Source organism: Pseudomonas sp. 7P_10.2_Bac1 (assembly GCF_025465935.1).
GTDB lineage: Bacteria > Pseudomonadota > Gammaproteobacteria > Pseudomonadales > Pseudomonadaceae > Aquipseudomonas.
The window spans coordinates 36899-58604 of sequence record NZ_JANLNV010000072.1; the positions used below are offsets into that span (position 1 = coordinate 36899).

Here is a 21706-nt window from a genome sequence, read left to right on the forward strand (position 1 = left end):
ATGTCGATTTTTATGCAATCGCACTAAAGTCAGTCCCCTTGCCGATACTGTGCGCACTCATTTCAAGGCCCTTTATGCGCTCATTGAAAGTTCTGATTCTCGAAGACAACCCTTTTCAGTTGATGGTGTTGCACCAGATGTTAAATGCCTTCCGCGTTTTTGACGTGTTGGCTGCCGAGAGTGTTGAGTCTGCCCGTTGTTCATTGGCCAAGTGCGAGGGCATTGATCTGGCCATTTGTGATCTTTACCTCGAAGGTTTGTCCGGGCTGGAGTTGATACGCGAGCTGGCGGTCAAGCGCGAGGCCCAGGCGCTGATTATTCTCAGTTGTGCCGCGCCCCACGTCATAGAAAGTGCAGTCAGTACGGCACGCGAGGAAGGTCTGGAAGTGTTGGGGTATTTGCCCAAACCCGTTACGGTCAACGGCCTGGGACAGTTACTGGAGGCTTACCGCTCGCGGGCGACGGCATTAAATCAAAATTGATTGCCCACCCCGGGAACCTTTGTCGTGTTCGCTGTGTCAGATTTTTTGTCAGCAAGAGCAAGTCTATTGCTCCGAGACTTGTCGCTTGCTGAGCAGGTCATCATGACCTTGTTAAACCCCGAGTTGTCTCCCCACTGCTCGGGGTTTTTTTTGTGCATTTTTTGTCAGTGGGCTGCCGGGGTTTGATCCGGGACTGGGGCATGGGCTTGGCCATCATCTGCCTGACTGGTCTGTGTCCAGTAGGCCTGAGCTGACGCCAATGAATCGCGCGGCAGATTACCCAGCACCTTATTGATGTCGGCAATGGCCTTTTGCCCTTTCGGGTTTTTTGTGCACCCTGCATAAATGGTCTGGTAGGCGGGGGCGCCCTCAACCGGATAAAACGCCAGATCTTTGGATGAAAGACCATGCTGTTTGGCCTTTGACTGTATCTCGGGCCAGTACCCCAACAGTGCCGGCAAGCGGCCTACGTGCTGCATTTGTAAAAGGCTGCCGATGGCATCGTTGCCGTAATGAGTAAAGAGAGGGTTGGCCGGGCTTTTGGACAATTGATCATCAATCCAGACGCCGTAACTGCGTTTGGCGACCAGGCCGAGCTTGACCGACTGCGCTGCCAGCATCGCAGGTAGGTCGACAGTCTGATCGTGGACGAACGGCGCGATTAGCGGTTCATCCACGCGGCGAATGACCAGCCCATTACTGCGCAGACCGAGGATCGGGCTTGAATAGACAATGCTCAGGGCGCGCGTGGGGTTCCAGACCAGCATCGGATCACAGGCCAGGTCGGGCCCTTCAAGCACTTGCAGGGCGCGCGCCCGGTTGACCCGCTGGATGACGTGTTCGTACTGCGGCATGTTGGCGATTAAAACCGGCAGCAACTGATCAATGATGCCCTGATCCTTATACGGCCCATCGTGCACCGCCAGTGGCGGCAAGTCGCGCACCAGCCAGACGATTTTTTCAGCGGCCAGGGCGCCCGGCGCCGACAGAAGCATCGCCGCGATCATCAACCCTGCGCACATGCCTCGCCATTTCCAGCGATCAGTCATTGGGCGGGTCTCCTTCGGCAGTCAAAAGAACGGATAAACGGTTAAATTGCGCCTGACTGCTTCAATTTAACGATGGCGCTGGTGTCGTAGCCTAAACCGCTCAAGACCTCCTCATTATGGGCGCCCAATTGCGGTCCAACCCATTGCGCCGAACCGGGGGTGTCTGACAGTCGGGGTACGATGCCGGGCATTTTGAACGCTTTGCCGTCTGGCAGTTTGGCCTGCAAAAACATTTCGCGGGCTAAGAACTGTGGATCGTTGAACATGTCTTCTGCCGAGAAGATACGGCTGGCCGGGACATCTGCCGTGTTCAGGTGCTCGAGCACGGTTTGAAGTGGCAGCGAGGCGACCCAGCGGTCAATCACGCCATACAGCTCGTCACGGCGGGCATCCCGCCCGTCATTGCTGGCCAGTTGCGGGTCATTTGCCAAGTCTTCGCGGCCAATGATCAGCATGAAGCGTTTGAAAATGGCGTCCCCATTCGCGCCAATCTGTACGTGTTTGCCATCTTGGCTGGTGTGAATCGAAGAAGGCGTGATGCCCGGCATGATGTTGCCTGTGCGCTCGCGAATAAAACCGAATACATCGAACTCGGGCACCATGCTTTCCATCATCGCGAAAATGGCTTCGTACAGGGCCACATCCACCACTTGGCCCTGACCGCCATTCACCTCGCGATGACGCAATGCCATCAACGCACCGATCACACCCCACAGCGCGGCAATCGAATCGCCAATCGAGATGCCGGTGCGCACAGGAGGCCGGTCTTCAAACCCGGTGATGTAGCGCAGCCCGCCCATGGATTCACCGACCGCGCCAAAGCCCGGTTGATCCTTCATCGGCCCTGTCTGGCCAAAGCCAGACAAACGCACCATGACCAGTTTTGGATTCAGGGCATGCAGTACATCCCAGCCCAGACCGAGTTTTTCCAGGACGCCTGGGCGGAAATTTTCGATCAAGATGTCAGCTTCGGCCAGCAGTTGCTTGAGGATGTCCAGGCCATCCGGGTGCTTGAGGTTCAGCGTCAGGGACTTTTTGTTGCGTGCTTGAACGAACCACCACAGCGACGTCCCCTCGTACAGCTTGCGCCATTTTCGCAAAGGATCGCCGCCATCCGGTGACTCAACCTTGATCACATCGGCGCCGAACTCGGCGCAAATTCGCGATGCAAAAGGGCCAGCGATCAGGGTACCCAGTTCGATAACCTTGAGGCCCGAAAGTGGTTTGTTGGCGAGCGACATGCTGAGTCCTTGTGCTGAGCGAGCGAGAACAGCGTTTTAACATAGGTAGTGGCACTACGTCCTGTGGGAGCGGGCTTGCCCGCGATAACATCACCGCGGTGATTCAGATAGACGGCGTTGTTTGCATCGCGAGCAAGCCCGCCCCCACAGAGCATGGACGGATCGGTTAGACTTGCCGTCTTTCTCCGTATCAAGAAGCCCGTTCATGGCCCAGCCGTCCACGACCTACAAGTTTGAACTCAACCTCACCGATCTCGATCGTGGGGTCTATGAAACCGTTAAGCAAACCATTGCCCGCCACCCTTCCGAAACCGAAGAACGCATGGCCGTACGCCTTTTGGCTTACGCCCTTTGGTACAACGAGCAACTGTCTTTTGGCCGTGGTCTTTCAGATGTAGACGAACCAGCGCTGTGGGAAAAAAGCCTGGATGACCGTGTTCTGCACTGGATTGAAGTTGGTCAGCCCGACGCTGACCGCCTGACCTGGTGTTCGCGTCGTACCGAACGCACCAGCTTGCTGGCCTATGGCAGCTTGCGCGTCTGGGAAGGCAAAATCATTCCGGCCATCAAAAACCTGAAAAACGTCAATATTGCCGCCGTCCCGCAAGAGGTGCTGGAAACCTTGGCCCAGGACATGCCGCGCGTGATCAAGTGGGACGTGATGATCAGTGAAGGCACCGTGTTCGTCACCGACGACCGTGGCCAGCACGAAGTCCAGCTTCAGTGGCTGCAAGGCGAACGCGGTTAATTCACTCGGCTCAACACTTTAAGAGAACGTCCCCCCGGTTATGCGCATCGAACCCCGTCCACTGCCCGAAACCCTGCCTTTTTTGGGCGAAATGCCGACACTGCTGACGCGTTTGTACGCGGCGCGGGGGGTGCAATCACAAGCTGAGCTGGACAAGAGCCTGGCGCGGTTGATCCCGTTCCAGCAACTCAAGGGCATTGACGCGGCGGTGGACTTGCTGGTGGTGGCGCTTGAACAGCGCCAGCGCATCCTGATTGTCGGCGACTTCGACGCCGACGGCGCCACGGCCAGCACGGTGGGCATGCTGGGTTTGCGCCTGTTGGGCGCTGCCCATGTCGACTATCTGGTGCCCAACCGTTTTGAGTACGGCTATGGCCTGACGCCCGAAATCGTCGAAGTGGCGCTGACCCGTTCGCCGCAGTTGTTGATCACCGTCGATAACGGAATCTCCAGCGTCGAGGGCGTGGCAGCGGCGAAAAAGGCCGGGCTGAGCGTGCTGGTCACCGACCACCACTTGCCGGGCAACGAGCTGCCGGCGGCCGATGCCATCGTCAACCCCAACCAGCCGGGCTGCGAGTTTCCGAGCAAGGCGCTGGCAGGGGTCGGGGTGATTTTCTACGTGCTGATCGCCTTGCGCGCGCGCTTGAACAGCCTGGGCTGGTATCAACACGTCAAGGCGCCAAACATCGCCGAATTGCTCGATCTGGTGGCGCTGGGCAGCGTGGCAGACGTGGTGCCACTGGACGCCAACAACCGAATTCTGGTGCATCAGGGGCTGGAGCGAATCCGTGCCGGACGAGCGCGGCCAGGGCTCAAGGCGATTCTTGAGGTCGCCAAGCGTGACCATTCACGCATCACCTCAACCGACCTGGGCTTTATCCTCGGGCCGCGCTTGAACGCAGCCGGGCGGCTGGATGACATGAGCCTGGGGATCGAATGCCTGCTTACCGATGACCCGAACGCTGCGCGCGAAATGGCGGCCCAGCTCGATGAAATGAACCAGGACCGCAAATCCATTGAACAGGGCATGCAGCGTGAAGCGCTGGCCCAGCTCAAGGACCTGACGCTGGACAACATGCCGTTTGGCCTGTGCCTGTTCGACCCGGAGTGGCACCAGGGTGTGATCGGGATTCTCGCCTCGCGCCTCAAAGAGCGTTACTTCCGCCCGACCTTCGCCTTTGCCGATGCCGGTGACGGCATGCTCAAGGGCTCCGGACGTTCAGTACCGGGCTTTCATATCCGTGATGCGCTCAGCGTGGTCGCCGCTCAACACCCGGACCTGATCAGCAAATACGGCGGGCACGCCATGGCGGCGGGTCTGACATTGCCTGAAGCCAACTTTCCGCTGTTTTCCCAAGCCTTTGACGAAGAAGTCCGACGTCAACTGCGTGAGGAAGACCTGACCGGGCGACTGTTATCTGACGGCAGTTTGACGATTGAGGAGTTCCACCTGGAGCTGGCGCGAGCCCTGCGGCATGCCGGACCTTGGGGGCAGCACTTCCCGGAGCCGCTGTTCCATGGGGTGTTTCAACTGGTCGAACAGCGCATTGTCGGTGAGCGGCATTTGAAAGTAGTGCTCAAGACTGAGTGCGGCAGCGTCAAACTGGACGGCATTGCCTTTGGTGTAGACCGCGAAGTGTGGCCTAACCCGACCATTCGCTGGGTCGAACTGGCCTACAAACTCGACCTCAACGAGTTTCGCGGCAACGAAACTGTGCAACTGATGATCGCCCATATCGAACCGCGCTAGCGCCCGCCGATCCTATCTAAAGATCGCAAGGCAAGCTCCTGCAGGTTTTGCGCCTGTCGTAAATCTGATGAGCTTGTCTCGCGATTTTTTGATTTTTAAAAGACCACCGCCTGCATCCTCATTTGAACCCCACCTCATCCAGTGTTGTCGACTAGTCTCTAAGAAGTGCCTGGAGCTACCCACTGGAATGAGAGGTGACCCATGAGTCTGCTGCTCGAACCCTACAGCCTGCGCCAACTGACCCTGAACAATCGCATTGCGGTTTCGCCGATGTGCCAATATTCCAGCGTCGATGGGCTGGCCAATGACTGGCATTTAGTTCACTTGGGCAGCCGGGCCGTTGGCGGCGCCGGGCTGATCTTTACCGAAGCCACTTCCGTCACCCCTGATGGCCGCATCACCGCCCAAGACCTGGGGCTGTGGAACGACGAACAAATAGAACCGCTGCAACGTATCACCCGCTTCATTCGCGCCCAAGGTGCAGTGGCGGGTATTCAACTGGCGCATGCCGGGCGCAAGGCCAGTACTCATCGTCCGTGGTTGGGCAAACATGGCAGCGTCAAGGTGGACGAGGGCGGCTGGGTGCCGGTCGGACCTTCGCCGATAGCTTTTGACCCGAATCACACCGCGCCCAGACAACTGGATCCAGAACAGATCCAGGGCATTGTCCAGGCATTCCGTGATGCCGCCAAACGCTCCCTTGAAGCCGGTTTCTCGGTGGTTGAAGTGCACGCTGCCCACGGTTACCTGCTGCATCAATTTCTTTCGCCGCTGAGCAATCAACGCCTCGACGAGTACGGTGGTTCATTCGAGAATCGCATCCGCCTGGTGCTGCAAGTGACCGAAGCGGTGCGTGAGGTTTGGCCAAAAGAACTGCCGGTCTTTGTTCGCGTCTCGGCCACGGATTGGGTAGAGGACGGCTGGAACCCCGACGAAACGGTAGAGCTGGCGCGGCGCCTGAAAGCGCTGGGGGTTGATCTGATTGACGTGTCGTCGGGCGGTACGGCGGCTTCGGCAGAAATCCCGGTGGGGCCGGGTTACCAGACCCGATTCGCCGAGCGCGTGCGCAAAGAGGCGGCCATTGCGACCGGCACGGTCGGGATGATCACCGAACCCGCGCAAGCCGAGCATATTTTGCGCACGGGCCAGGCTGACCTGATCCTGTTGGCTCGTGAGCTGCTTCGCGATCCGTACTGGCCGCTGCATGCCGACGATGATCTGGGCGGCAGAAAAGCGATCTGGCCGGCCCAGTACCAGCGTGCGACCCATCGCGATCAGCCGATTCATGAATCGGACCTTCGCGACTAAAACCCGACCTGAACCCGTTACGAGGAGGTTGCTGATGAGCACCCGTGGATTGCTCGATCAATTGCTGAAGTCTGGCCAGGAACTGCTGGAGAAAAAAACCGGTGCGTCAAACGACGCCTCTGGCGCCAGTGCCAATACAGGAGGATTGGGTAATGTGCTGGGTGCGGGTGGGCTCGGCGGCCTGCTCTCGGGGGCGGGAGGTGGAGCGATGGCTGCCAGCGTGCTGGGCCTGTTGCTGGGCAGTAAACGCGGGCGCAAGTTCGGCGGCCAGGCTTTGACCTATGGTGGCCTGGCAGCCTTGGGCGTGCTGGCCTACAAAGCCTACGGCAACTGGCAGGCGAGCCAGGGCAAGGCCCCCGAACACCCGCCACAAACCATTGATCGTGTCGAGCCGGTGCAGGTTGAGGAACACAGTCAGGCGATTCTCAAAGCCCTGGTCGCGGCGGCCAAGGCGGATGGGCATATTGATGAGCGTGAGCGGCAGATGATCGAGGGTGAGCTGAGCCAGCTCAAGCAAGACCCGCGGCTGCAGCAATGGCTCCAGAACGAACTGAACAAACCGCTGGACCCGGCCGAAGTCGCCAGCGCGGCCACCACCCCGGAAATCGGCGCAGAAATGTACTTGGCCAGCCTGATTCTGGTCGATGAAGAAGCGTTCGGTGAACGGGCTTACCTGGATGAACTGGCCAGGCAACTCAAGCTGGAGCCGGGCCTGAAGGCCGAGCTTGAGGCGCAGGTTAAACAGGCTCAGGTTTAACCGTCTTGTAGGTGCTAGCTGGCCTCGCGATCTTTTAAACATTGAAAAGATCGCGAGGCAAGCTCGCTCCTACACTGTTAGTTGTGTTGTTGCTGTAAGAACAGTCTCAACGTCCGTGAGAATCCTTGCTGGCCCTCGGCTATACTCCTGCATCATTTGAATCGGCCCCCGAGGATTGCCTGTGAAGAACTGGACGTTACGCCAACGCATTTTGGCGAGCTTTGCGGTGATCATCGCCATCATGCTGTTGATGGTTGTCGCGTCTTACTCCCGTTTGCTTTCGATTCAGTCGAGCGAAGAGACCGTTCGGACCGATTCGATTCCCGGCGTCTACTACAGTTCGATGGTGCGCAGTGCCTGGGTCGACAGTTACGTCTTGACTCTGCAACTGGTGGGCTCGGCCACCCAGCGTGATCTGACCAGCGAAGACCGCAAGCTCTACGCCAGCTACGAAGAGCGAATGAACCGCGAGCTGGATAACTACCGTTCGACGATTTTTGACGATCAGGATCGCAAGGAATTCGAAGAATTCGAGAGCATCCACACTCAATACACCAAGGCATTGGCCAGCGTCCTGCAGTTTTACGATGACAAGAAAACAGAGCAGGCCGAAGCCGCGATCAACGAGCAATTGGCCCCGCTGTGGACAGCCGGGCGCAAACAGCTCAACGCCATCATTGAAACCAATCGCACCGGCGCCGATCACGCAACGCAAACCATTGCCGATGCGGTGACCACGGCCAAGATCAGCATGATCGTTTCGCTGGTCATTGCCGTGCTGGCTGCCGGGCTCTGCGGCTACCTGTTGTTACAGGCCATCATGTCGCCCATGCAGCGTATTGTTTCGATCCTGGAAACCATGCGCTCCGGTGACCTGAGCACGCGCTTGAACCTGGACCGCAAAGATGAGTTCGGTGCAGTCGAAACCGGCTTCAACGACATGATGACCGAACTCACCGCGCTGGTGTCCCAAGCCCAGCGTTCCTCGGTGCAAGTCACTACCTCGGTCACCGAGATAGCCGCCACGTCCAAACAGCAGCAAGCCACCGCCACGGAAACCGCCGCCACCACCACGGAAATCGGCGCGACGTCTCGGGAAATCGCCGCCACCTCACGTGATCTGGTGCGCACCATGACCGAAGTGACCTCGGCTGCCGATCAAGCTTCGATCCTCGCCGGGTCCGGGCAGCAAGGCCTGGCTCGCATGGAAGAAACCATGCATTCGGTGATGGGCGCTGCCGATCTGGTCAACGCCAAGCTGGCGATTCTCAATGAAAAAGCCGGCAACATTAACCAGGTGGTCGTGACCATCGTCAAAGTCGCGGACCAGACCAACCTGTTGTCGCTCAACGCTGCTATCGAGGCCGAAAAAGCCGGTGAGTATGGCCGTGGGTTTGCGGTGGTTGCCACCGAAGTCCGCCGTCTTGCCGACCAGACCGCGGTCGCCACGTATGACATTGAGCAGATGGTGCGCGAGATTCAGTCTGCGGTGTCTGCCGGCGTGATGGGCATGGACAAGTTCTCTGAAGAAGTGCGCCGTGGCATGGCCGAGGTGACGCAAGTCGGTGAGCAATTGTCGCAAATCATCCATCAGGTTCAGGCCTTGGCGCCGCGCGTGCTGATGGTCAACGAGGGCATGCAGGCACAGGCCACAGGAGCCGAGCAAATCAACCTGGCGCTGGTGCAGTTGGGCGATGCCAGCAGTCAGACCGTAGAGTCCTTGCGTCAGGCCAGTTTTGCGATCGACGAACTCAGTCAGGTTGCCGTTGGACTGCGCAGTGGCGTGTCGCGTTTTAAAGTCTGATGAGCGAGCTTTTAACCCAGCGGTCGGCCGCCGTTACGCCGAGCAACCGCCTGTTTCTGGTGTTTTATATTGCCAGGGAACGCTATGCCTTATCGGCCACGGATGTGGTCGAGGTGCTGCCGCGTTTACCGCTCAAGCCGATTGCTCGCGCGCCCGTCTGGGTGGCCGGGGTGTTTGCGCACCGTGGTCAGATGGTGCCGGTGATCGATATCAGCGCCATGGCTTTTGGCCACGAAGCCGTCGCCCGCACGAGCACCCGGCTGGTGCTGGTCGATTTTCGCGGCAAACTTCTGGGGTTGATGCTGGAGCAGGCCAACGCGACGTTGCGCTGCGATCCGAATGACTTTCAGCCCTATGGCCTGGATAACCGCGACGCCCCGTACCTGGGGCCTGTGCGTCAGGACGCGCAGGGCCTGTTGCAGTGGGTTCGGGTCGACGATCTGTTGAGTCCGGCCGTGTGTGAACTGCTGTTTCCTCGCAGCCCGGATGACGGCAGTGCCCAGGGGCTGACATGAGTGATGACCAGCGGTTTTTCGATTTTCTGAAGCAACGCATTGGTCTGGATGTCGCGTCCGTGGGCCTGGCGATTATCGAGCGCGCCGTGCGCCAGCGTTGCCTGGCGTTGAACATGCACGACAACGATCACTACTGGCAGCGCCTGATCAGTTCGCCCGATGAACAGCAGGCGTTGATCGAGTCGGTGATTGTCCCCGAGACCTGGTTTTTTCGTTACCCCGAATCGTTTGCCACCTTGGGTCGCCTCGCCAGGCAACGCTTGGCCGAGACGGGCCTTCACCGCACCCTGCGGATCTTGAGCTTACCGTGCTCCACCGGCGAAGAACCGTATTCGATTGCCATGGCCCTGTTTGATGCTGGCCTTGCCGGGCATCAGTTCAGGGTAGAGGCTCTGGATGTCAGCCCGTTGTCGGTGGAACGGGCGCAGTCTGCGCTGTACGGCAAAAACTCGTTTCGCGGCCAGGAAATCGATTTTCGTGAGCGTTATTTCACCCCGCTCAATGACGGTTATCAGTTGGCCGAGCGTGTGTGCGAGCAGGTCAACTTCAACGTCGGCAACTTGCTAGACCCCATGCTGCTCAGCCATCACGTGCCGTACGACTTTGTGTTCTGTCGCAACCTGCTGATCTATTTCGACCTCAACACGCAGCATCAGGCGCTGGATGTTCTCAAGCGATTGACCCGTGAAGACGGTGTGTTGTTTATCGGCCCGGCCGAGGGCAGCCTGCTGAACCGGCTGGGTATGCGCTCCATCAGTGCGCCGCAATCGTTTGCCTTTTGCCACAGCCAAGAGCCGCTGCCTGTTGCGCGGCCTTTGCCGGCCGCGTCCACACCGCCGCCCAAACCCTTGCCACGGCCGGTGCCGCCGACCACGGTGCGGCCTTTTGCACCGCGCGCGCCAGCGCCGGTTCCTGTGCCCCCGCCAGCGCAACCAGGCACTGGCGCAGCCTCGGCACTGCTGGCGCATATTGCTGCATTGGCCAATGAAGGCAAAAGCACTGATGCCCGCCAGGCCTGCGAGCAGTTTTTGCAGCAACATGGCCCGCACGCTCAGGCGTTCTACTGGCTGGGCCTGCTCAGTGATGTCGAAGGCCAGGCCGCACAGGCGCAAAGTTTTTATCGCAAGGCGTTGTACCTGGAACCCCAGCATTCAGAAGCGCTGGCGCATCTTGCCGCTTTATTGGCGTCTCAAGGTGACGTGGCAGGCGCCCAGCGCTTGCAGGAGCGCGCTGCCCGTCATGAACGTTCGAGTCACAGTGAGCGCAAACAATGAGTGGTTTATTCGCCCAAGGCTTGATCCATGACGAAGCTCAGGTCATTGATGACTGCTGGAATCGCATCGGCATCTATGGGGACAAGTCCTGCCCGCTGTTGCCCGAGCATATTCATTGCCGCAATTGTGCCGTGTATTCCGCAGCGGCCACGCGTTTACTGGATCGCTACTCGTTTGAGCAAGAACTCCAGGAACACTACGGCCAGCATGATGCCGAACAACAAATCGCGACTCGCTCCCTGGTGGTGTTCCGCCTGGGCGGCGAATGGCTGGGCCTGAACACGGTCTGCCTGGATGAAGTAGCACGCATGCAAGCCATTCACTCCTTGCCGCATCAGCGCTCGCGGGCTCTGCAAGGGGTGGTTAACGTGCGCGGTGCCCTGGTGCCGTGTCTGTCGCTGGTTGACCTGCTGGGGCTGGACCCCACGGTGACCCTGACGCCTTCGCAGCGAGTGATGCCGCGCATGCTGATCGTGGCCGCACACGGCGGCCCGGTGGTGTTGCCGGTGGATGAAGTCGACGGCGTGCATAACATTGAAGAACGTGCGCTGAATGCGGCTTCCCTCTCGGGCGAGCATGCTGGCGCGAAATACACCCGGGGTGTGCTGGCGTGGAAAAATCGCAGCTTGCGCTGGCTGGATGAAGAACAACTGCTTGGCGCAATTACCCGGAGCCTGACATGACCCCCGAGCAAATGCGCGATGCCTCGTTGCTGGAGTTGTTCAGTCTTGAAGCCGAAGCCCAGACCCAGGTCTTGAATGAGGGCTTGCTGGCGCTTGAACGCAACCCGACCCAGGCCGACCAACTGGAAGCCTGCATGCGTGCAGCCCATTCGCTCAAGGGCGCGGCAAGAATTGTCGGGGTGGACGCCGGGGTCAGCGTTGCCCACGTGATGGAAGATTGTCTGGTCAGCGCACAGGAAGGACGCTTGCGCCTGCATCCCGAGCACATCGATGCCTTGTTGCAGGGCACTGATTTGTTGATGCGCATTGCCACGCCGGGCAGTGACAACGTCGGCCCGGCCGATATCGACGCCTATGTCGCGCACCTCAACGAACTGCTGAATCCTTCCGGGCGAGTGGCGCCACGGGCTGCTCCGATGGAGTTCGACGTTTCGCAATTGTTGCTGGCTCCCGAACCATTGATTGAGCCCGAGCCAAGGCTGCAACCTGCGCCCGAAGCCACTGCGCAAGCGGCCCCCGAGCCCGCGCGGCGACCACAGCGCCTGACTGAAAGTGGCGAACGGGTGCTGCGTGTCACGGCCGAACGGCTTAACAGCTTGCTCGATCTGTCGAGTAAATCGCTGGTCGAAACGCAGCGCCTCAAGCCTTATCTGACGGCCTTGCACCGCCTCAAGCGGATGCAAAGTACCAGTCTGCGGGCGCTGGATACTCTCAACGAACAACTCAAAGTGGTCGGCCTGACCCATGAAGTCGAAGAGGCCTTGAACGAAGCCCGGCGCGTACTTTCGGAGTCGCAGCACCTGCTCAGCGAACAGACCGCCGAGTTGGATGAGTTTGGCTGGCAGACCAGTCAGCGTGCGCAATTGCTCTATGACACCGCGCTGGCTTGCCGCATGCGGCCCTTTGCCGATGTGCTGGTGGGCCAGGAGCGCATGGTCCGTGATTTGGGCCGGGCCCTGGGTAAACAGATTCGCCTGGAAATCGAAGGCGAGAAAACCCAGGTGGACCGCGATGTGCTGGAAAAGCTCGAAGCGCCGCTGACGCACTTGTTGCGCAACGCCGTTGACCACGGGATCGAGTCGCCAGAACAACGTGTACTGGCTGGCAAGCCGCTGGAAGGCACGATTCGCTTGCGGGTGTCGCATCAGGCCGGGTTGTTGGCCGTCGAACTGAGCGACGATGGGGCTGGGGTAAACCTGGACCGTTTGCGCCAGAGCATCATCGAGCGTCAGTTATCGACCGCCGAAACCGTGGCGCAACTGAGCGAAGAAGAACTGCTGACGTTCCTCTTTCTGCCGGGATTCAGCCTGCGCGACACCGTGACGGAAGTGTCCGGACGCGGCGTCGGGCTGGATGCGGTGCAGCACATGGTGCGTTTGTTGCGCGGCGCAATCGTGCTGGAACAGAAGGCAGGGCAGGGCAGTCGCTTCCTGCTGGAAGTGCCGTTGACCCTGTCGGTGGTGCGCAGCCTGGTGGTTGAAGTGGCCGATGAGGCGTATGCCTTCCCGTTGGCGCACATCGAACGCATGCGCGACCTGTTGCCGGATGACATCGTGCAAATCGAAGGTCGCCAGCATTTCTGGCATGAGGGGCGGCACGTCGGGTTGGTGGCCGCCAGCCAATTGTTGCAACGCCCGCCCAGTCAAAGCGATGACGACACCCTCAAGGTGGTGGTGATCCGTGAGCGCGACGCCGTGTATGGCGTGGCCGTCGAGCGTTTTATCGGTGAACGGACCCTGGTGGTCTTGCCGCTCGATCCGCGTCTGGGCAAGGTGCAGGACATCTCGGCCGGGGCTCTGCTCGACGATGGCTCGCCGGTGTTGATCGTTGACGTTGAAGATATGCTGCGCTCGGTCGATAAGCTGCTCAACACGGGGCGTCTGGAACGAATTGATCGGCGTAACCGGCACACCGCAGAACTGGCACGCAAACGAATTCTGGTGGTGGACGACTCGCTGACCGTGCGTGAGTTGCAACGCAAACTGCTGATCAATCGCGGCTATGAAGTGGCCGTGGCGGTTGATGGTATGGACGGCTGGAACGCCTTGCGCGCCGAGCATTTCGATTTATTGATTACCGACATCGACATGCCACGCATGGATGGTATCGAATTGGTCACGCTGTTACGGCGTGACAATCGGCTGCAATCCATGCCTGTAATGGTGGTTTCCTACAAAGATCGGGAAGAAGATCGTCGGCGTGGCCTGGATGCGGGAGCCGACTATTATCTAGCCAAAGCCAGTTTCCATGACGACGCCTTGCTTGATGCCGTGGTTGAACTCATTGGGGGAGCCCAAGCATGAAAATCGCCATCGTCAACGACATGCCCTTGGCCGTTGAAGCGTTGCGTCGGGCGTTGGCCTTTGAGCCTAGCCATGAAGTGGTGTGGGTTGCACAAAATGGTGAAGAAGCGGTCCGAAAATGCGCTGAGTTCACCCCTGACCTGATTCTGATGGACCTGATCATGCCGGTCATGGACGGGGTGGAAGCCACGCGGCAGATCATGGCGCAAAGCCCTTGCGCCATCGTGATTGTGACCGTAGACCGCGAGCAAAATGTACATCGCGTGTTCGAAGCCATGGGCTTTGGCGCGCTGGACGTGGTCGATACCCCCGCATTGGGGGCGGGCAATGCCAAGGAGGCGGCGGCGCCGTTGTTGCGCAAGATCCTCAACGTGGGCTGGTTGATGGGCCAGAGTGACAAGCGGGTACGCCCGGTGTCTGCTCAGCCGCGCGCCCTGGGCTTGCAGCGCGGGCTGGTGGCGATTGGCTCGTCCGCTGGCGGGCCAGCGGCCCTGGAAACATTGCTCAAAGGGCTGCCCAGAGACTTCCAGGCGCCCATCGTATTGGTACAGCACGTCGACCAGGTCTTTGCCGCAGGCATGGCGCAGTGGTTGAGTTCCTCGTGCGGGCTGGACGTACGGTTGGCCCAGGAAGGCGAGGTACCGCAGGCGGGGACGGTGTTGCTGGCGGGCACCAACCACCATATACGGCTGTTGAAAAACGGCACCCTGGCCTACACGGCAGAACCGGTCAACGAGATTTACCGGCCCTCGATCGATGTGTTTTTTGAAAGTGTGGCCCGTTACTGGAAAGGTGACGCGGTGGGAGTGTTGTTAACCGGCATGGGGCGTGATGGGGCTCAGGGACTTAAACTCATGCGCCAACAGGGGTTCCTCACCATCGCTCAGGACCAGCACAGCAGCTCGGTGTACGGCATGCCCAAAGCGGCTGCGGCCATCGATGCAGCGGTTGAAATCCGCCCCTTGGACAAGATTGCGCCACGCTTGCTGGAGGTATTTGGCAAATGACCGACAAACTTCCGCAGGGCTGGCATGAAGGCAGTAATTCAGGTGAACGCGCATGAGCGATTTACAGTTGGACGACGTTAAAACAGACGAAAACGCCGCCATGGTGCTGCTGGTAGACGATCAGGCAATGATCGGCGAAGCCGTGCGCCGCGGTCTGGCGCTTGAGCAGAACATTGATTTTCACTTCTGCGCGGACCCGCATCAGGCGATCGCTCAAGCCATCCGCATCAAGCCGACAGTGATTTTGCAGGACCTGGTCATGCCGGGTCTGGACGGTCTGACGTTGGTGCGCGAATACCGCAATCACCCGGCGACTCAGAATATCCCGATCATTGTGCTCTCCACCAAAGAAGACCCGCTGATCAAAAGCGCGGCCTTCTCGGCGGGGGCCAATGATTACCTGGTCAAGTTGCCCGATAACATCGAACTGGTGGCGCGCATCCGCTATCACTCGCGCTCCTACATGACTCTGTTGCAGCGTGACGCGGCCTACCGGGCGCTGCGGGTGAGCCAGCAACAATTGCTCGACACCAATCTGGTGCTGCAACGGCTGATGAACTCAGACGGCCTGACCGGTCTGTCAAACCGTCGTCACTTTGACGAATACCTGGAACTGGAATGGCGCCGTGCCTTGCGTGAACAGACCCAGTTGTCGTTGCTGATGATTGACGTCGACTACTTCAAATCATTCAACGACACCTTTGGCCATCTGGATGGTGATGAAGCACTGCGCAAAGTGGCGTCGACCATCCGCGAGGCCAGCAGTCGTCCGTCAGACTTGCCGGCGCGTTATGGCGGCGAAGAATTTGCCATCGTATTGCCCAACACCTCTCAGGGTGGAGCGCGATTGGTGGCAGAAAAACTGCGCCTGGCCGTAGAAACGCTCAAAATTCCGCATACCCAGCCGGTCGAAGGCAGCAGCCTGACCATCAGCATTGGTCTGGCGACCCTCACGCCCCAGCAAAACGGCAGCTCACGCCAACTGGTCTCGGCGGCTGACAAAGGGCTGTACCTGGCCAAGCACAACGGGCGTAACCAGGTCGGGATCGAATAACGACGCGCACACCACGCCCTATGTAGCCGCTGCCCAGGTGCGAAGTCGGCGATCTGTTTAACGATCTACCGAACTCAGCTAGCGGCAGCGCCCACATAGGGCTGGCTTTTTAGACGGGTGTAGCGCTATCCAGCAACGAATCCATCCCCGCAGGACTACTCGGTGCTTAACAGCAGCAGTGAGCCCTCTATCAAGGCACCTTGTATGCGTGCTTTCGGTATGTCCGCTAAATCGGCCGCCGTGTCTTGGCGCAGCATCCTGGTCCAGATGCAGTCCCGAAAACTGGCGCACGATAGTGGTCTGGTAGAGAGCTCCCTCCATCGCCGGATCGCTATAGCCGAACCAGTTCTGCACCAGATGAGCCCTTAACATCGCCAGCAACGGATACACCGGACGATCACCTTCGCCTTTTCGATGATACGGCTTGATCAAAAAATCAGCGGTGCGCCAGGCAGCATGCAATTTGTCCTTCAGGCGCTGGAAATGCAGAAGCCACACGCCCAGCGCTCCTGGGTTGAGCTTTCAGAGATGATGAATCTTTTGATAACCCACTGTGCAGTGATGGTTGCCGGCGGGCATCATAGTGGTGCGCAAACGCTGTTGCCCGGCCGTAAACCGGGCTACTTAAGCAACCTTCCCGATCCCTTGAAGGAAAAAATGGCTACAGAGACCTTATGCAGGCAGTTGATGTGCCTCTGGCAGACCTGAGGATGAATGGCGGAGTACGTTTAGGATCCAATTTACAGGGGCAAGCCGGCATTCAGACCATGAATATCGAGCCCTCAGGAAGCGCATTTAAATATCCAATCAGGTTTTAGGTGGTGCACATGACAGGCGAACAAAAATCAAACTGGCAAAAGTTGTCCACGCTTAATCATATTTTAAATTGGCCTTCCGGCTACATTGTTGAAGAGTTACAAAGCCTGGAGGTTGATGAGCTTATTGATAAAATCCATCAATGGAACCCTCTGGGTGTCGCAGGGGAAGCACGTCGCTTCGTTGACAACAAGTTCTATGATGAAAAAATATTTGTTGGAAAAGATGAAGCAGTCGACACGCAAATCTATATTGGAAAGTTTGGTGGCGATATCGCCTTCATGTTTTGTCTGGAACATGATCCCAGCACCCGCACAATGCACGGCAGTTATGGTGTGGTCGCACCGGAACATCAAAAATCAGGTATCGGTGTAATAACGGTACAAGTTATTGAACATCAAGCTGCTGCACTGGGCTGCTCGGTTATTTCCAGCTATGCGACCCTACGCCATCCTTACGTCCAGCGGCTGCTTGAGCAACGCGGATATAAGCCGGTTGGAATATTTCCTGACAGGGATCTTGAGGTTGACGCGCAAACCGGCGCCACAGTCAGAGTTACGGAAGTGCTTTATGTCAAGCAACTCGACTTTCCGGAAGAGCCTGTTTCTCCGGACTTTAAAAATATGACGCCAGCAGTTCTTGCACTGCACCGTTTGATTTTTACTGGAAAATAAATAATTAAAGAAGGGGGCGTATTTTAATATGCGCTTCCCTTTTTGTATTTGTATCACTGTTAGTGGTTCGTGAGGTGTGTCCAGTAATATGCATGGAATCCTCTCACCGAAAAGCGTGTGAAATATATATGTGTCATCTTTTAATTTCTTAAAGGAACACCCTCGAATAGGAGGGTGCCCCCAGTCAGTGAAATCCATTGAGGCTTATTCTAATTATCCATGGGGTGACCGGAATATTTCATTCCCTCGCCATTTTTATCATCATGTGGAAGCCGTGATCTGAGGGACGTTCGCCATTGACGAAGACCAACCCCTATTTCTTAAATCTTCCTAAGCTTCAGTTTTGCTGGATCAGTGATTCCACAAGGATAAATGGTTGCAATACGCGCCTTTTTAACTTCTTCAGGCTTTGCTTTGGTCAACGGCGTAATGATTTCTGGGCATCCCAACAATGCCCGCCATGTTTTTATCGATCTTTAAAAGATCGCGAGACGAGCCCGCTACAGGGTGCGAGCAGCGCACATGCCGGTTGGCTGTCCCCTTGAGGCCGTTACCTGCAGCAACGGATATGTACGCCAGCGAAGCCACGCCCTATCAAACCTGATCAACAGCCAAACCCCGCCAGGCGGGCTACTGCTGACCCCTGTTTACGGTATACTCACCGGCTTTGTAAAAATCGCCTACGAGTGCCGCCAGCCATGGAAATCAACCCGATCCTTAACAGCATCAAGGACCTGTCAGAGCGCTCCGAAACTATTCGGGGGTATCTTTGACTACGATCAAAAGCATGAGCGTTTGATCGAAGTCAGTCGCGAGCTTGAAGATCCGAGTGTCTGGAACAACCCTACGTACGCTCAGGAGCTGGGCCGCGAACGCGCCCAACTGGCGCAAATTGTCGAAACCCTGGACGAAATGCACTCAGGTCTGGCCGACGCCAAAGACCTGCTGCTGATGTCAGCCGAAGAAGAAGACCAGGCCGCTGTCGATGACGTCGCCGCCGAAGTCGAGCGTCTGCGCGAAGCTCTTGAAAAACTCGAATTCCGCCGCATGTTCAGCGGTGAGATGGACGCCAACAACGCTTACCTGGACATTCAGGCAGGCTCTGGCGGCACCGAAGCGCAAGACTGGGCCAATATCCTGCTGCGGATGTATTTGCGCTGGGCCGACAAGCGCGGCTTCGATGCCACCATCATGGAACTGTCTGCCGGTGAAGTCGCCGGGATCAAGGGCGCCACTGTCCACATCAAGGGTGAATACGCCTTTGGTTGGTTGCGTACCGAAATTGGCGTCCATCGCCTGGTGCGTAAAAGCCCCTACGACTCGGGCAACCGTCGTCACACCTCGTTCTCGGCGGTGTTCGTCTCGCCAGAGATCGACGACAACATTGAAATCGACATCAACCCGTCGGACCTGCGAATCGATACCTATCGCTCCTCCGGTGCGGGTGGTCAGCACGTAAACACCACCGACTCGGCCGTGCGGATTACCCACGTACCGACCAACACCGTGGTGAGCTGCCAGAACGAACGTTCCCAGCATGCGAACAAAGACACCGCCATGAAAATGCTGCGGGCCCGTCTTTACGAGCAGGAAATGCAGAAGCGCAACGCGGCGTCCCAAGCCCTGGAAGACACCAAGTCTGACATCGGCTGGGGCCACCAGATTCGCTCGTATGTACTCGACGCCTCGCGTATCAAGGATTTGCGTACCAATATCGAGCGCAGCGATTGCGATAAAGTGCTCGATGGCGATATCGACGAATACCTGGTAGCCAGCCTGAAACAAGGGCTGTAAGTCGCGCAATAACCGTAAGAGCGCAGCCAATGCGATGCCTTGAGGCGCGCTGAAGGCCCGCCAACCCCTGCCGCAGGGCAGGGGCAACGAACCTGTGATGGAATTTTTAAGACATGAGCGACCAACAACTCGACCCCCAAGACCTGCAACAGGAAGAAAACGCCCTGATCGCCCAGCGCAAGGAAAAACTTGCTGCCGAGCGCGCCAAGGGCAACGCCTTCCCGAATGACTTCCGTCGTGAAAACTACTGCGCTGACTTGCAGAAGCAGTACGCCGACAAAACCAAGGAAGAGCTGGCTGAAGCGGCCATTCCGGTCAAGGTTGCGGGTCGCATCATGCTTAACCGTGGCGCGTTCATGGTGATCCAGGACATGACCGGTCGCATCCAGGTGTATGTCAACCGCAAGACCCTGCCAGAAGAAACCCTGGCCGCCGTGAAAACCTGGGACCTGGGCGATATCATCGCCGCTGAAGGCACCCTGGCCCGTTCCGGCAAAGGCGACCTGTACGTTGAAATGACCAACGTGCGTCTGCTGACCAAATCCCTGCGCCCGCTGCCAGACAAGCACCACGGCTTGACTGACACCGAGCAGCGTTATCGCCAGCGTTACGTTGACCTGATCGTCAACGAAGACGTGCGCCACACCTTCCGTGTGCGTTCGCAGGTGATTGCGCACATCCGCAGCTTCCTGATGGCACGCGACTTCCTCGAAGTTGAAACCCCGATGCTGCAAACCATCCCGGGTGGTGCGGCAGCCAAGCCATTCGAAACTCACCACAACGCGCTGGACATGGAAATGTTCCTGCGGATCGCGCCTGAGCTGTACCTCAAGCGTCTGGTGGTGGGCGGCTTTGAAAAAGTGTTCGAGATCAACCGTAACTTCCGTAACGAAGGCGTGTCGACTCGTCACAACCCAGAATTCACCATGCTTGAGTTCTACCAGGCGTACGCCGACTACGAAGACAACATGGACCTCACCGAAGAGCTGTTCCGTGAACTGGCGCAACTGGTACTGGGCAGCACCGACGTGCCTTACGGCGACAAGGTGTTCCACTTCGGCGAGCCGTTCGCACGCCTGTCGGTGTTCGACTCGATCCTCAAGTACAACCCTGAGCTGACGGCCGATGACCTGAACGACATCGACAAGGCGCGCGCCATTGCCAAGAAAGCCGGCGCCAAGGTGCTGGGCTTCGAAGGCCTGGGCAAGCTGCAGGTGATGATTTTCGAAGAGCTGGTCGAGCACAAGCTGGAACAGCCGCACTTCATTACCCAGTATCCGTTTGAAGTGTCGCCGCTGGCGCGTCGTAACGACGACAACCCGAACGTGACTGACCGCTTTGAACTGTTTATTGGTGGTCGTGAAATCGCCAACGCCTACTCCGAGTTGAACGACGCGGAAGACCAGGCCGAGCGTTTCATGGCTCAGGTAGCGGACAAGGACGCCGGTGACGACGAAGCCATGCACTACGATGCTGACTTCGTACGTGCGCTGGAATACGGCATGCCGCCAACGGCGGGTGAAGGTATCGGTATCGACCGTCTGGTGATGCTGCTGACCAACTCCCCGTCGATTCGTGACGTGATCCTGTTCCCGCACATGCGCCCACAAGCGTAACGATGCTGAATAAAAAACCGCCGATTCGAGGCGGTTTTTTATTGCCCGTAGAACGCTGAGCTGGATCTTTGTGTGGGCGCGGGCTTGCTCGCGATAGCCTCAACGCGTTGTCGCTGGTAGGCCAGGGCGCTTGCATCGCGAGCAACCCCGCTCCCACAGTCAGTCATAAGGCATACCAACTGTTGACGGCGATTGTCAGTCGGATGGAATATCAAGCCCTACTCAATGAGCCCTGGCTGCTCTATAGAAGGATGCAGGCATGAAAGTGTGGCGCGTGTTGCTGGTGGCATTGTCATTTTTGATGTTGAGCGGGTGCCTGGTGACGTTTAAAGACGCACCGATTACTGCTCAGCCAGCGCCAAAACAACTGCTCGGGAGATGGACCAGCAAGGATGCCTGGGGCGAGGCGCGCAACCTGAATATCCGCGCCGTCGACAAGACTCGCTACGAAGCCGTTGTGTACCCCAATGGCGAACCCAAGGCGCGTGATCGCTACACCTTTATCGTTGCCCGCCACGGCAGCCGCTGGTATGCCTCGGCCAACGTGCCGGCCAAGCTGGGCGGTGGCTACACGCTCAATGGTTTTGAGGTGAACGACAATGGCGAACTGGTGGTGTACGACCTGGACCTGGATCAGATCAAACAGGCGATAGGCCAGTCGGCCTTGAACGGTGAACCGGTCGAAACGTCTGAAGGTTCGGGCGTACAGATCCAGAGCCCGTCAGCTACAGTTTTTGCTTACCTCGACGATCCTGCCAATTCGGACGTCTTTGTCGAAGTGGCTCGCTATCAGCGTGCGACCCAGTAACGCTATTTATTCAAGGAGCCGCG

19 protein-coding genes and 1 pseudogene are annotated in these 21706 nt (G+C 58.1%); 17 read left to right on the top strand and 3 right to left on the bottom strand.

Going from position 1 to position 21706, the window contains the following annotated elements; translation table 11 throughout:
* Positions 1 to 74: 74 nt before the first annotated feature.
* Positions 75 to 482, top strand: coding sequence for a response regulator (locus NTD86_RS15035; protein ID WP_262203338.1), 408 nt, complete (start codon positions 75 to 77; stop codon positions 480 to 482).
* A gap of 164 nt (positions 483 to 646) precedes the next feature.
* Here NTD86_RS15035 and NTD86_RS15040 read toward each other — a convergent pair whose 3' ends face one another.
* Both NTD86_RS15040 and NTD86_RS15045 read right to left on the bottom strand, forming a co-directional pair.
* Positions 647 to 1531, bottom strand: coding sequence for a TIGR02285 family protein (locus NTD86_RS15040; RefSeq protein WP_262203339.1), 885 nt, complete (start codon positions 1529 to 1531; stop codon positions 647 to 649).
* A 41-nt stretch (positions 1532 to 1572) separates the two neighbouring features.
* Positions 1573 to 2772 (bottom strand): CaiB/BaiF CoA transferase family protein, encoded by a 1200-nt coding sequence (locus NTD86_RS15045; protein WP_262203340.1) that lies wholly within the window; start codon positions 2770 to 2772, stop codon positions 1573 to 1575.
* 205 nt (positions 2773 to 2977) lie between these two features.
* On the opposite strand from NTD86_RS15045, the gene NTD86_RS15050 reads away from it, so the two are divergent.
* The 11 genes from NTD86_RS15050 (at position 2978) to NTD86_RS15100 (ending at position 15975) form a co-directional block, all read left to right on the top strand.
* Positions 2978 to 3520 (top strand): YaeQ family protein, encoded by a 543-nt coding sequence (locus tag NTD86_RS15050; protein WP_262203341.1) that lies wholly within the window; start codon positions 2978 to 2980, stop codon positions 3518 to 3520.
* Positions 3521 to 3560: 40 nt separating this feature from the next.
* The gene (gene recJ / locus NTD86_RS15055) at positions 3561 to 5270 is read left to right on the top strand and encodes a single-stranded-DNA-specific exonuclease RecJ (protein ID WP_262203343.1); all 1710 of its coding nucleotides are present in this window, start codon (positions 3561 to 3563) and stop codon (positions 5268 to 5270) included.
* 201 nt (positions 5271 to 5471) lie between these two features.
* The gene (locus NTD86_RS15060; protein ID WP_262203344.1) at positions 5472 to 6578 is read left to right on the top strand and encodes an NADH:flavin oxidoreductase/NADH oxidase; all 1107 of its coding nucleotides are present in this window, start codon (positions 5472 to 5474) and stop codon (positions 6576 to 6578) included.
* A gap of 34 nt (positions 6579 to 6612) precedes the next feature.
* Positions 6613 to 7335 (top strand): tellurite resistance TerB family protein, encoded by a 723-nt coding sequence (locus NTD86_RS15065; RefSeq protein ID WP_262203346.1) that lies wholly within the window; start codon positions 6613 to 6615, stop codon positions 7333 to 7335.
* 181 nt (positions 7336 to 7516) lie between these two features.
* A complete protein-coding gene (locus tag NTD86_RS15070; protein ID WP_262203347.1) occupies positions 7517 to 9139 on the top strand; it encodes a methyl-accepting chemotaxis protein in 1623 nt (540 codons plus the stop codon).
* Positions 9139 to 9654, top strand: coding sequence for a chemotaxis protein CheW (locus tag NTD86_RS15075; RefSeq protein ID WP_262203348.1), 516 nt, complete (start codon positions 9139 to 9141; stop codon positions 9652 to 9654). The genes NTD86_RS15070 and NTD86_RS15075 overlap by 1 nt, the downstream gene beginning before the upstream one ends.
* A complete protein-coding gene (locus NTD86_RS15080) occupies positions 9651 to 10928 on the top strand; it encodes a CheR family methyltransferase (protein WP_262203350.1) in 1278 nt (425 codons plus the stop codon). Before NTD86_RS15075 ends, NTD86_RS15080 begins: the two co-directional genes overlap by 4 nt.
* Positions 10925 to 11611, top strand: coding sequence for a chemotaxis protein CheW (locus NTD86_RS15085; protein WP_262203352.1), 687 nt, complete (start codon positions 10925 to 10927; stop codon positions 11609 to 11611). Before NTD86_RS15080 ends, NTD86_RS15085 begins: the two co-directional genes overlap by 4 nt.
* Positions 11608 to 13914 carry a hybrid sensor histidine kinase/response regulator gene (locus NTD86_RS15090; RefSeq protein WP_262203353.1) on the top strand — a complete coding sequence of 769 codons (2307 nt, stop codon included), beginning with the start codon at positions 11608 to 11610 and terminating at the stop codon, positions 13912 to 13914. The genes NTD86_RS15085 and NTD86_RS15090 overlap by 4 nt, the downstream gene beginning before the upstream one ends.
* A complete protein-coding gene (locus NTD86_RS15095; protein WP_262203355.1) occupies positions 13911 to 14921 on the top strand; it encodes a chemotaxis response regulator protein-glutamate methylesterase in 1011 nt (336 codons plus the stop codon). The genes NTD86_RS15090 and NTD86_RS15095 overlap by 4 nt, the downstream gene beginning before the upstream one ends.
* A 52-nt stretch (positions 14922 to 14973) precedes the next feature.
* Positions 14974 to 15975: a PleD family two-component system response regulator gene (locus NTD86_RS15100; RefSeq protein WP_262203357.1), complete on the top strand. Its 1002-nt coding sequence runs from the start codon at positions 14974 to 14976 to the stop codon at positions 15973 to 15975.
* A 252-nt stretch (positions 15976 to 16227) separates the two neighbouring features.
* Here NTD86_RS15100 and NTD86_RS24350 read toward each other — a convergent pair.
* Positions 16228 to 16407, bottom strand: a pseudogene (locus tag NTD86_RS24350) (transposase); the annotation flags it as partial.
* A 24-nt stretch (positions 16408 to 16431) separates the two neighbouring features.
* Here NTD86_RS24350 and NTD86_RS15110 point away from each other — a divergent pair.
* From NTD86_RS15110 to NTD86_RS15130, 5 genes are all read left to right on the top strand, one after another.
* Positions 16432 to 16683 (top strand): hypothetical protein, encoded by a 252-nt coding sequence (locus NTD86_RS15110; RefSeq protein WP_262203406.1) that lies wholly within the window; start codon positions 16432 to 16434, stop codon positions 16681 to 16683.
* 119 nt (positions 16684 to 16802) lie between these two features.
* Entirely contained in the window at positions 16803 to 17465 is a 663-nt protein-coding gene (locus NTD86_RS15115) for a GNAT family N-acetyltransferase (RefSeq protein ID WP_262203359.1), read from the top strand.
* Between the two features lie 698 nt (positions 17466 to 18163).
* Positions 18164 to 19259, top strand: a protein-coding gene (prfB, locus tag NTD86_RS15120) for a peptide chain release factor 2 (RefSeq protein ID WP_262203361.1) whose coding sequence is annotated in 2 segments (ribosomal slippage) — positions 18164 to 18235 and positions 18237 to 19259 — 1095 coding nt in all. Because the reading frame shifts where the segments join, the coding sequence is not laid out codon by codon here.
* 113 nt (positions 19260 to 19372) lie between these two features.
* Positions 19373 to 20875: a lysine--tRNA ligase gene (lysS, locus tag NTD86_RS15125; protein WP_262203363.1), complete on the top strand. Its 1503-nt coding sequence runs from the start codon at positions 19373 to 19375 to the stop codon at positions 20873 to 20875.
* Between the two features lie 259 nt (positions 20876 to 21134).
* Positions 21135 to 21683: a hypothetical protein gene (locus NTD86_RS15130; RefSeq protein WP_262203365.1), complete on the top strand. Its 549-nt coding sequence runs from the start codon at positions 21135 to 21137 to the stop codon at positions 21681 to 21683.
* Positions 21684 to 21706 lie beyond the last annotated feature (23 nt).

Excerpts from the sequence above, each read along its gene's own strand:
- NTD86_RS15045 (WP_262203340.1), bottom strand. The coding sequence starts at position 2,772 with ATGTCGCTCGCCAACAAACCACTTTCGGGCCTCAAGGTTATCGAACTG.
- NTD86_RS15130 (WP_262203365.1), top strand. The coding sequence starts at position 21,135 with ATGAAAGTGTGGCGCGTGTTGCTGGTGGCATTGTCATTTTTGATGTTG.
- NTD86_RS15115 (WP_262203359.1), top strand. The coding sequence starts at position 16,803 with ATGACAGGCGAACAAAAATCAAACTGGCAAAAGTTGTCCACGCTTAAT.
- NTD86_RS15050 (WP_262203341.1), top strand. The coding sequence starts at position 2,978 with ATGGCCCAGCCGTCCACGACCTACAAGTTTGAACTCAACCTCACCGAT.
- NTD86_RS15095 (WP_262203355.1), top strand. The coding sequence starts at position 13,911 with ATGAAAATCGCCATCGTCAACGACATGCCCTTGGCCGTTGAAGCGTTG.
- NTD86_RS15080 (WP_262203350.1), top strand. The coding sequence starts at position 9,651 with ATGAGTGATGACCAGCGGTTTTTCGATTTTCTGAAGCAACGCATTGGT.
- NTD86_RS15035 (WP_262203338.1), top strand. The coding sequence starts at position 75 with ATGCGCTCATTGAAAGTTCTGATTCTCGAAGACAACCCTTTTCAGTTG.
- NTD86_RS15110 (WP_262203406.1), top strand. The coding sequence starts at position 16,432 with ATGCAATTTGTCCTTCAGGCGCTGGAAATGCAGAAGCCACACGCCCAG.
- NTD86_RS15090 (WP_262203353.1), top strand. The coding sequence starts at position 11,608 with ATGACCCCCGAGCAAATGCGCGATGCCTCGTTGCTGGAGTTGTTCAGT.
- NTD86_RS15065 (WP_262203346.1), top strand. The coding sequence starts at position 6,613 with ATGAGCACCCGTGGATTGCTCGATCAATTGCTGAAGTCTGGCCAGGAA.
- NTD86_RS15075 (WP_262203348.1), top strand. The coding sequence starts at position 9,139 with ATGAGCGAGCTTTTAACCCAGCGGTCGGCCGCCGTTACGCCGAGCAAC.
- lysS (WP_262203363.1), top strand. The coding sequence starts at position 19,373 with ATGAGCGACCAACAACTCGACCCCCAAGACCTGCAACAGGAAGAAAAC.
- NTD86_RS15040 (WP_262203339.1), bottom strand. The coding sequence starts at position 1,531 with ATGACTGATCGCTGGAAATGGCGAGGCATGTGCGCAGGGTTGATGATC.
- NTD86_RS15060 (WP_262203344.1), top strand. The coding sequence starts at position 5,472 with ATGAGTCTGCTGCTCGAACCCTACAGCCTGCGCCAACTGACCCTGAAC.
- NTD86_RS15100 (WP_262203357.1), top strand. The coding sequence starts at position 14,974 with ATGAGCGATTTACAGTTGGACGACGTTAAAACAGACGAAAACGCCGCC.
- recJ (WP_262203343.1), top strand. The coding sequence starts at position 3,561 with ATGCGCATCGAACCCCGTCCACTGCCCGAAACCCTGCCTTTTTTGGGC.
- NTD86_RS15085 (WP_262203352.1), top strand. The coding sequence starts at position 10,925 with ATGAGTGGTTTATTCGCCCAAGGCTTGATCCATGACGAAGCTCAGGTC.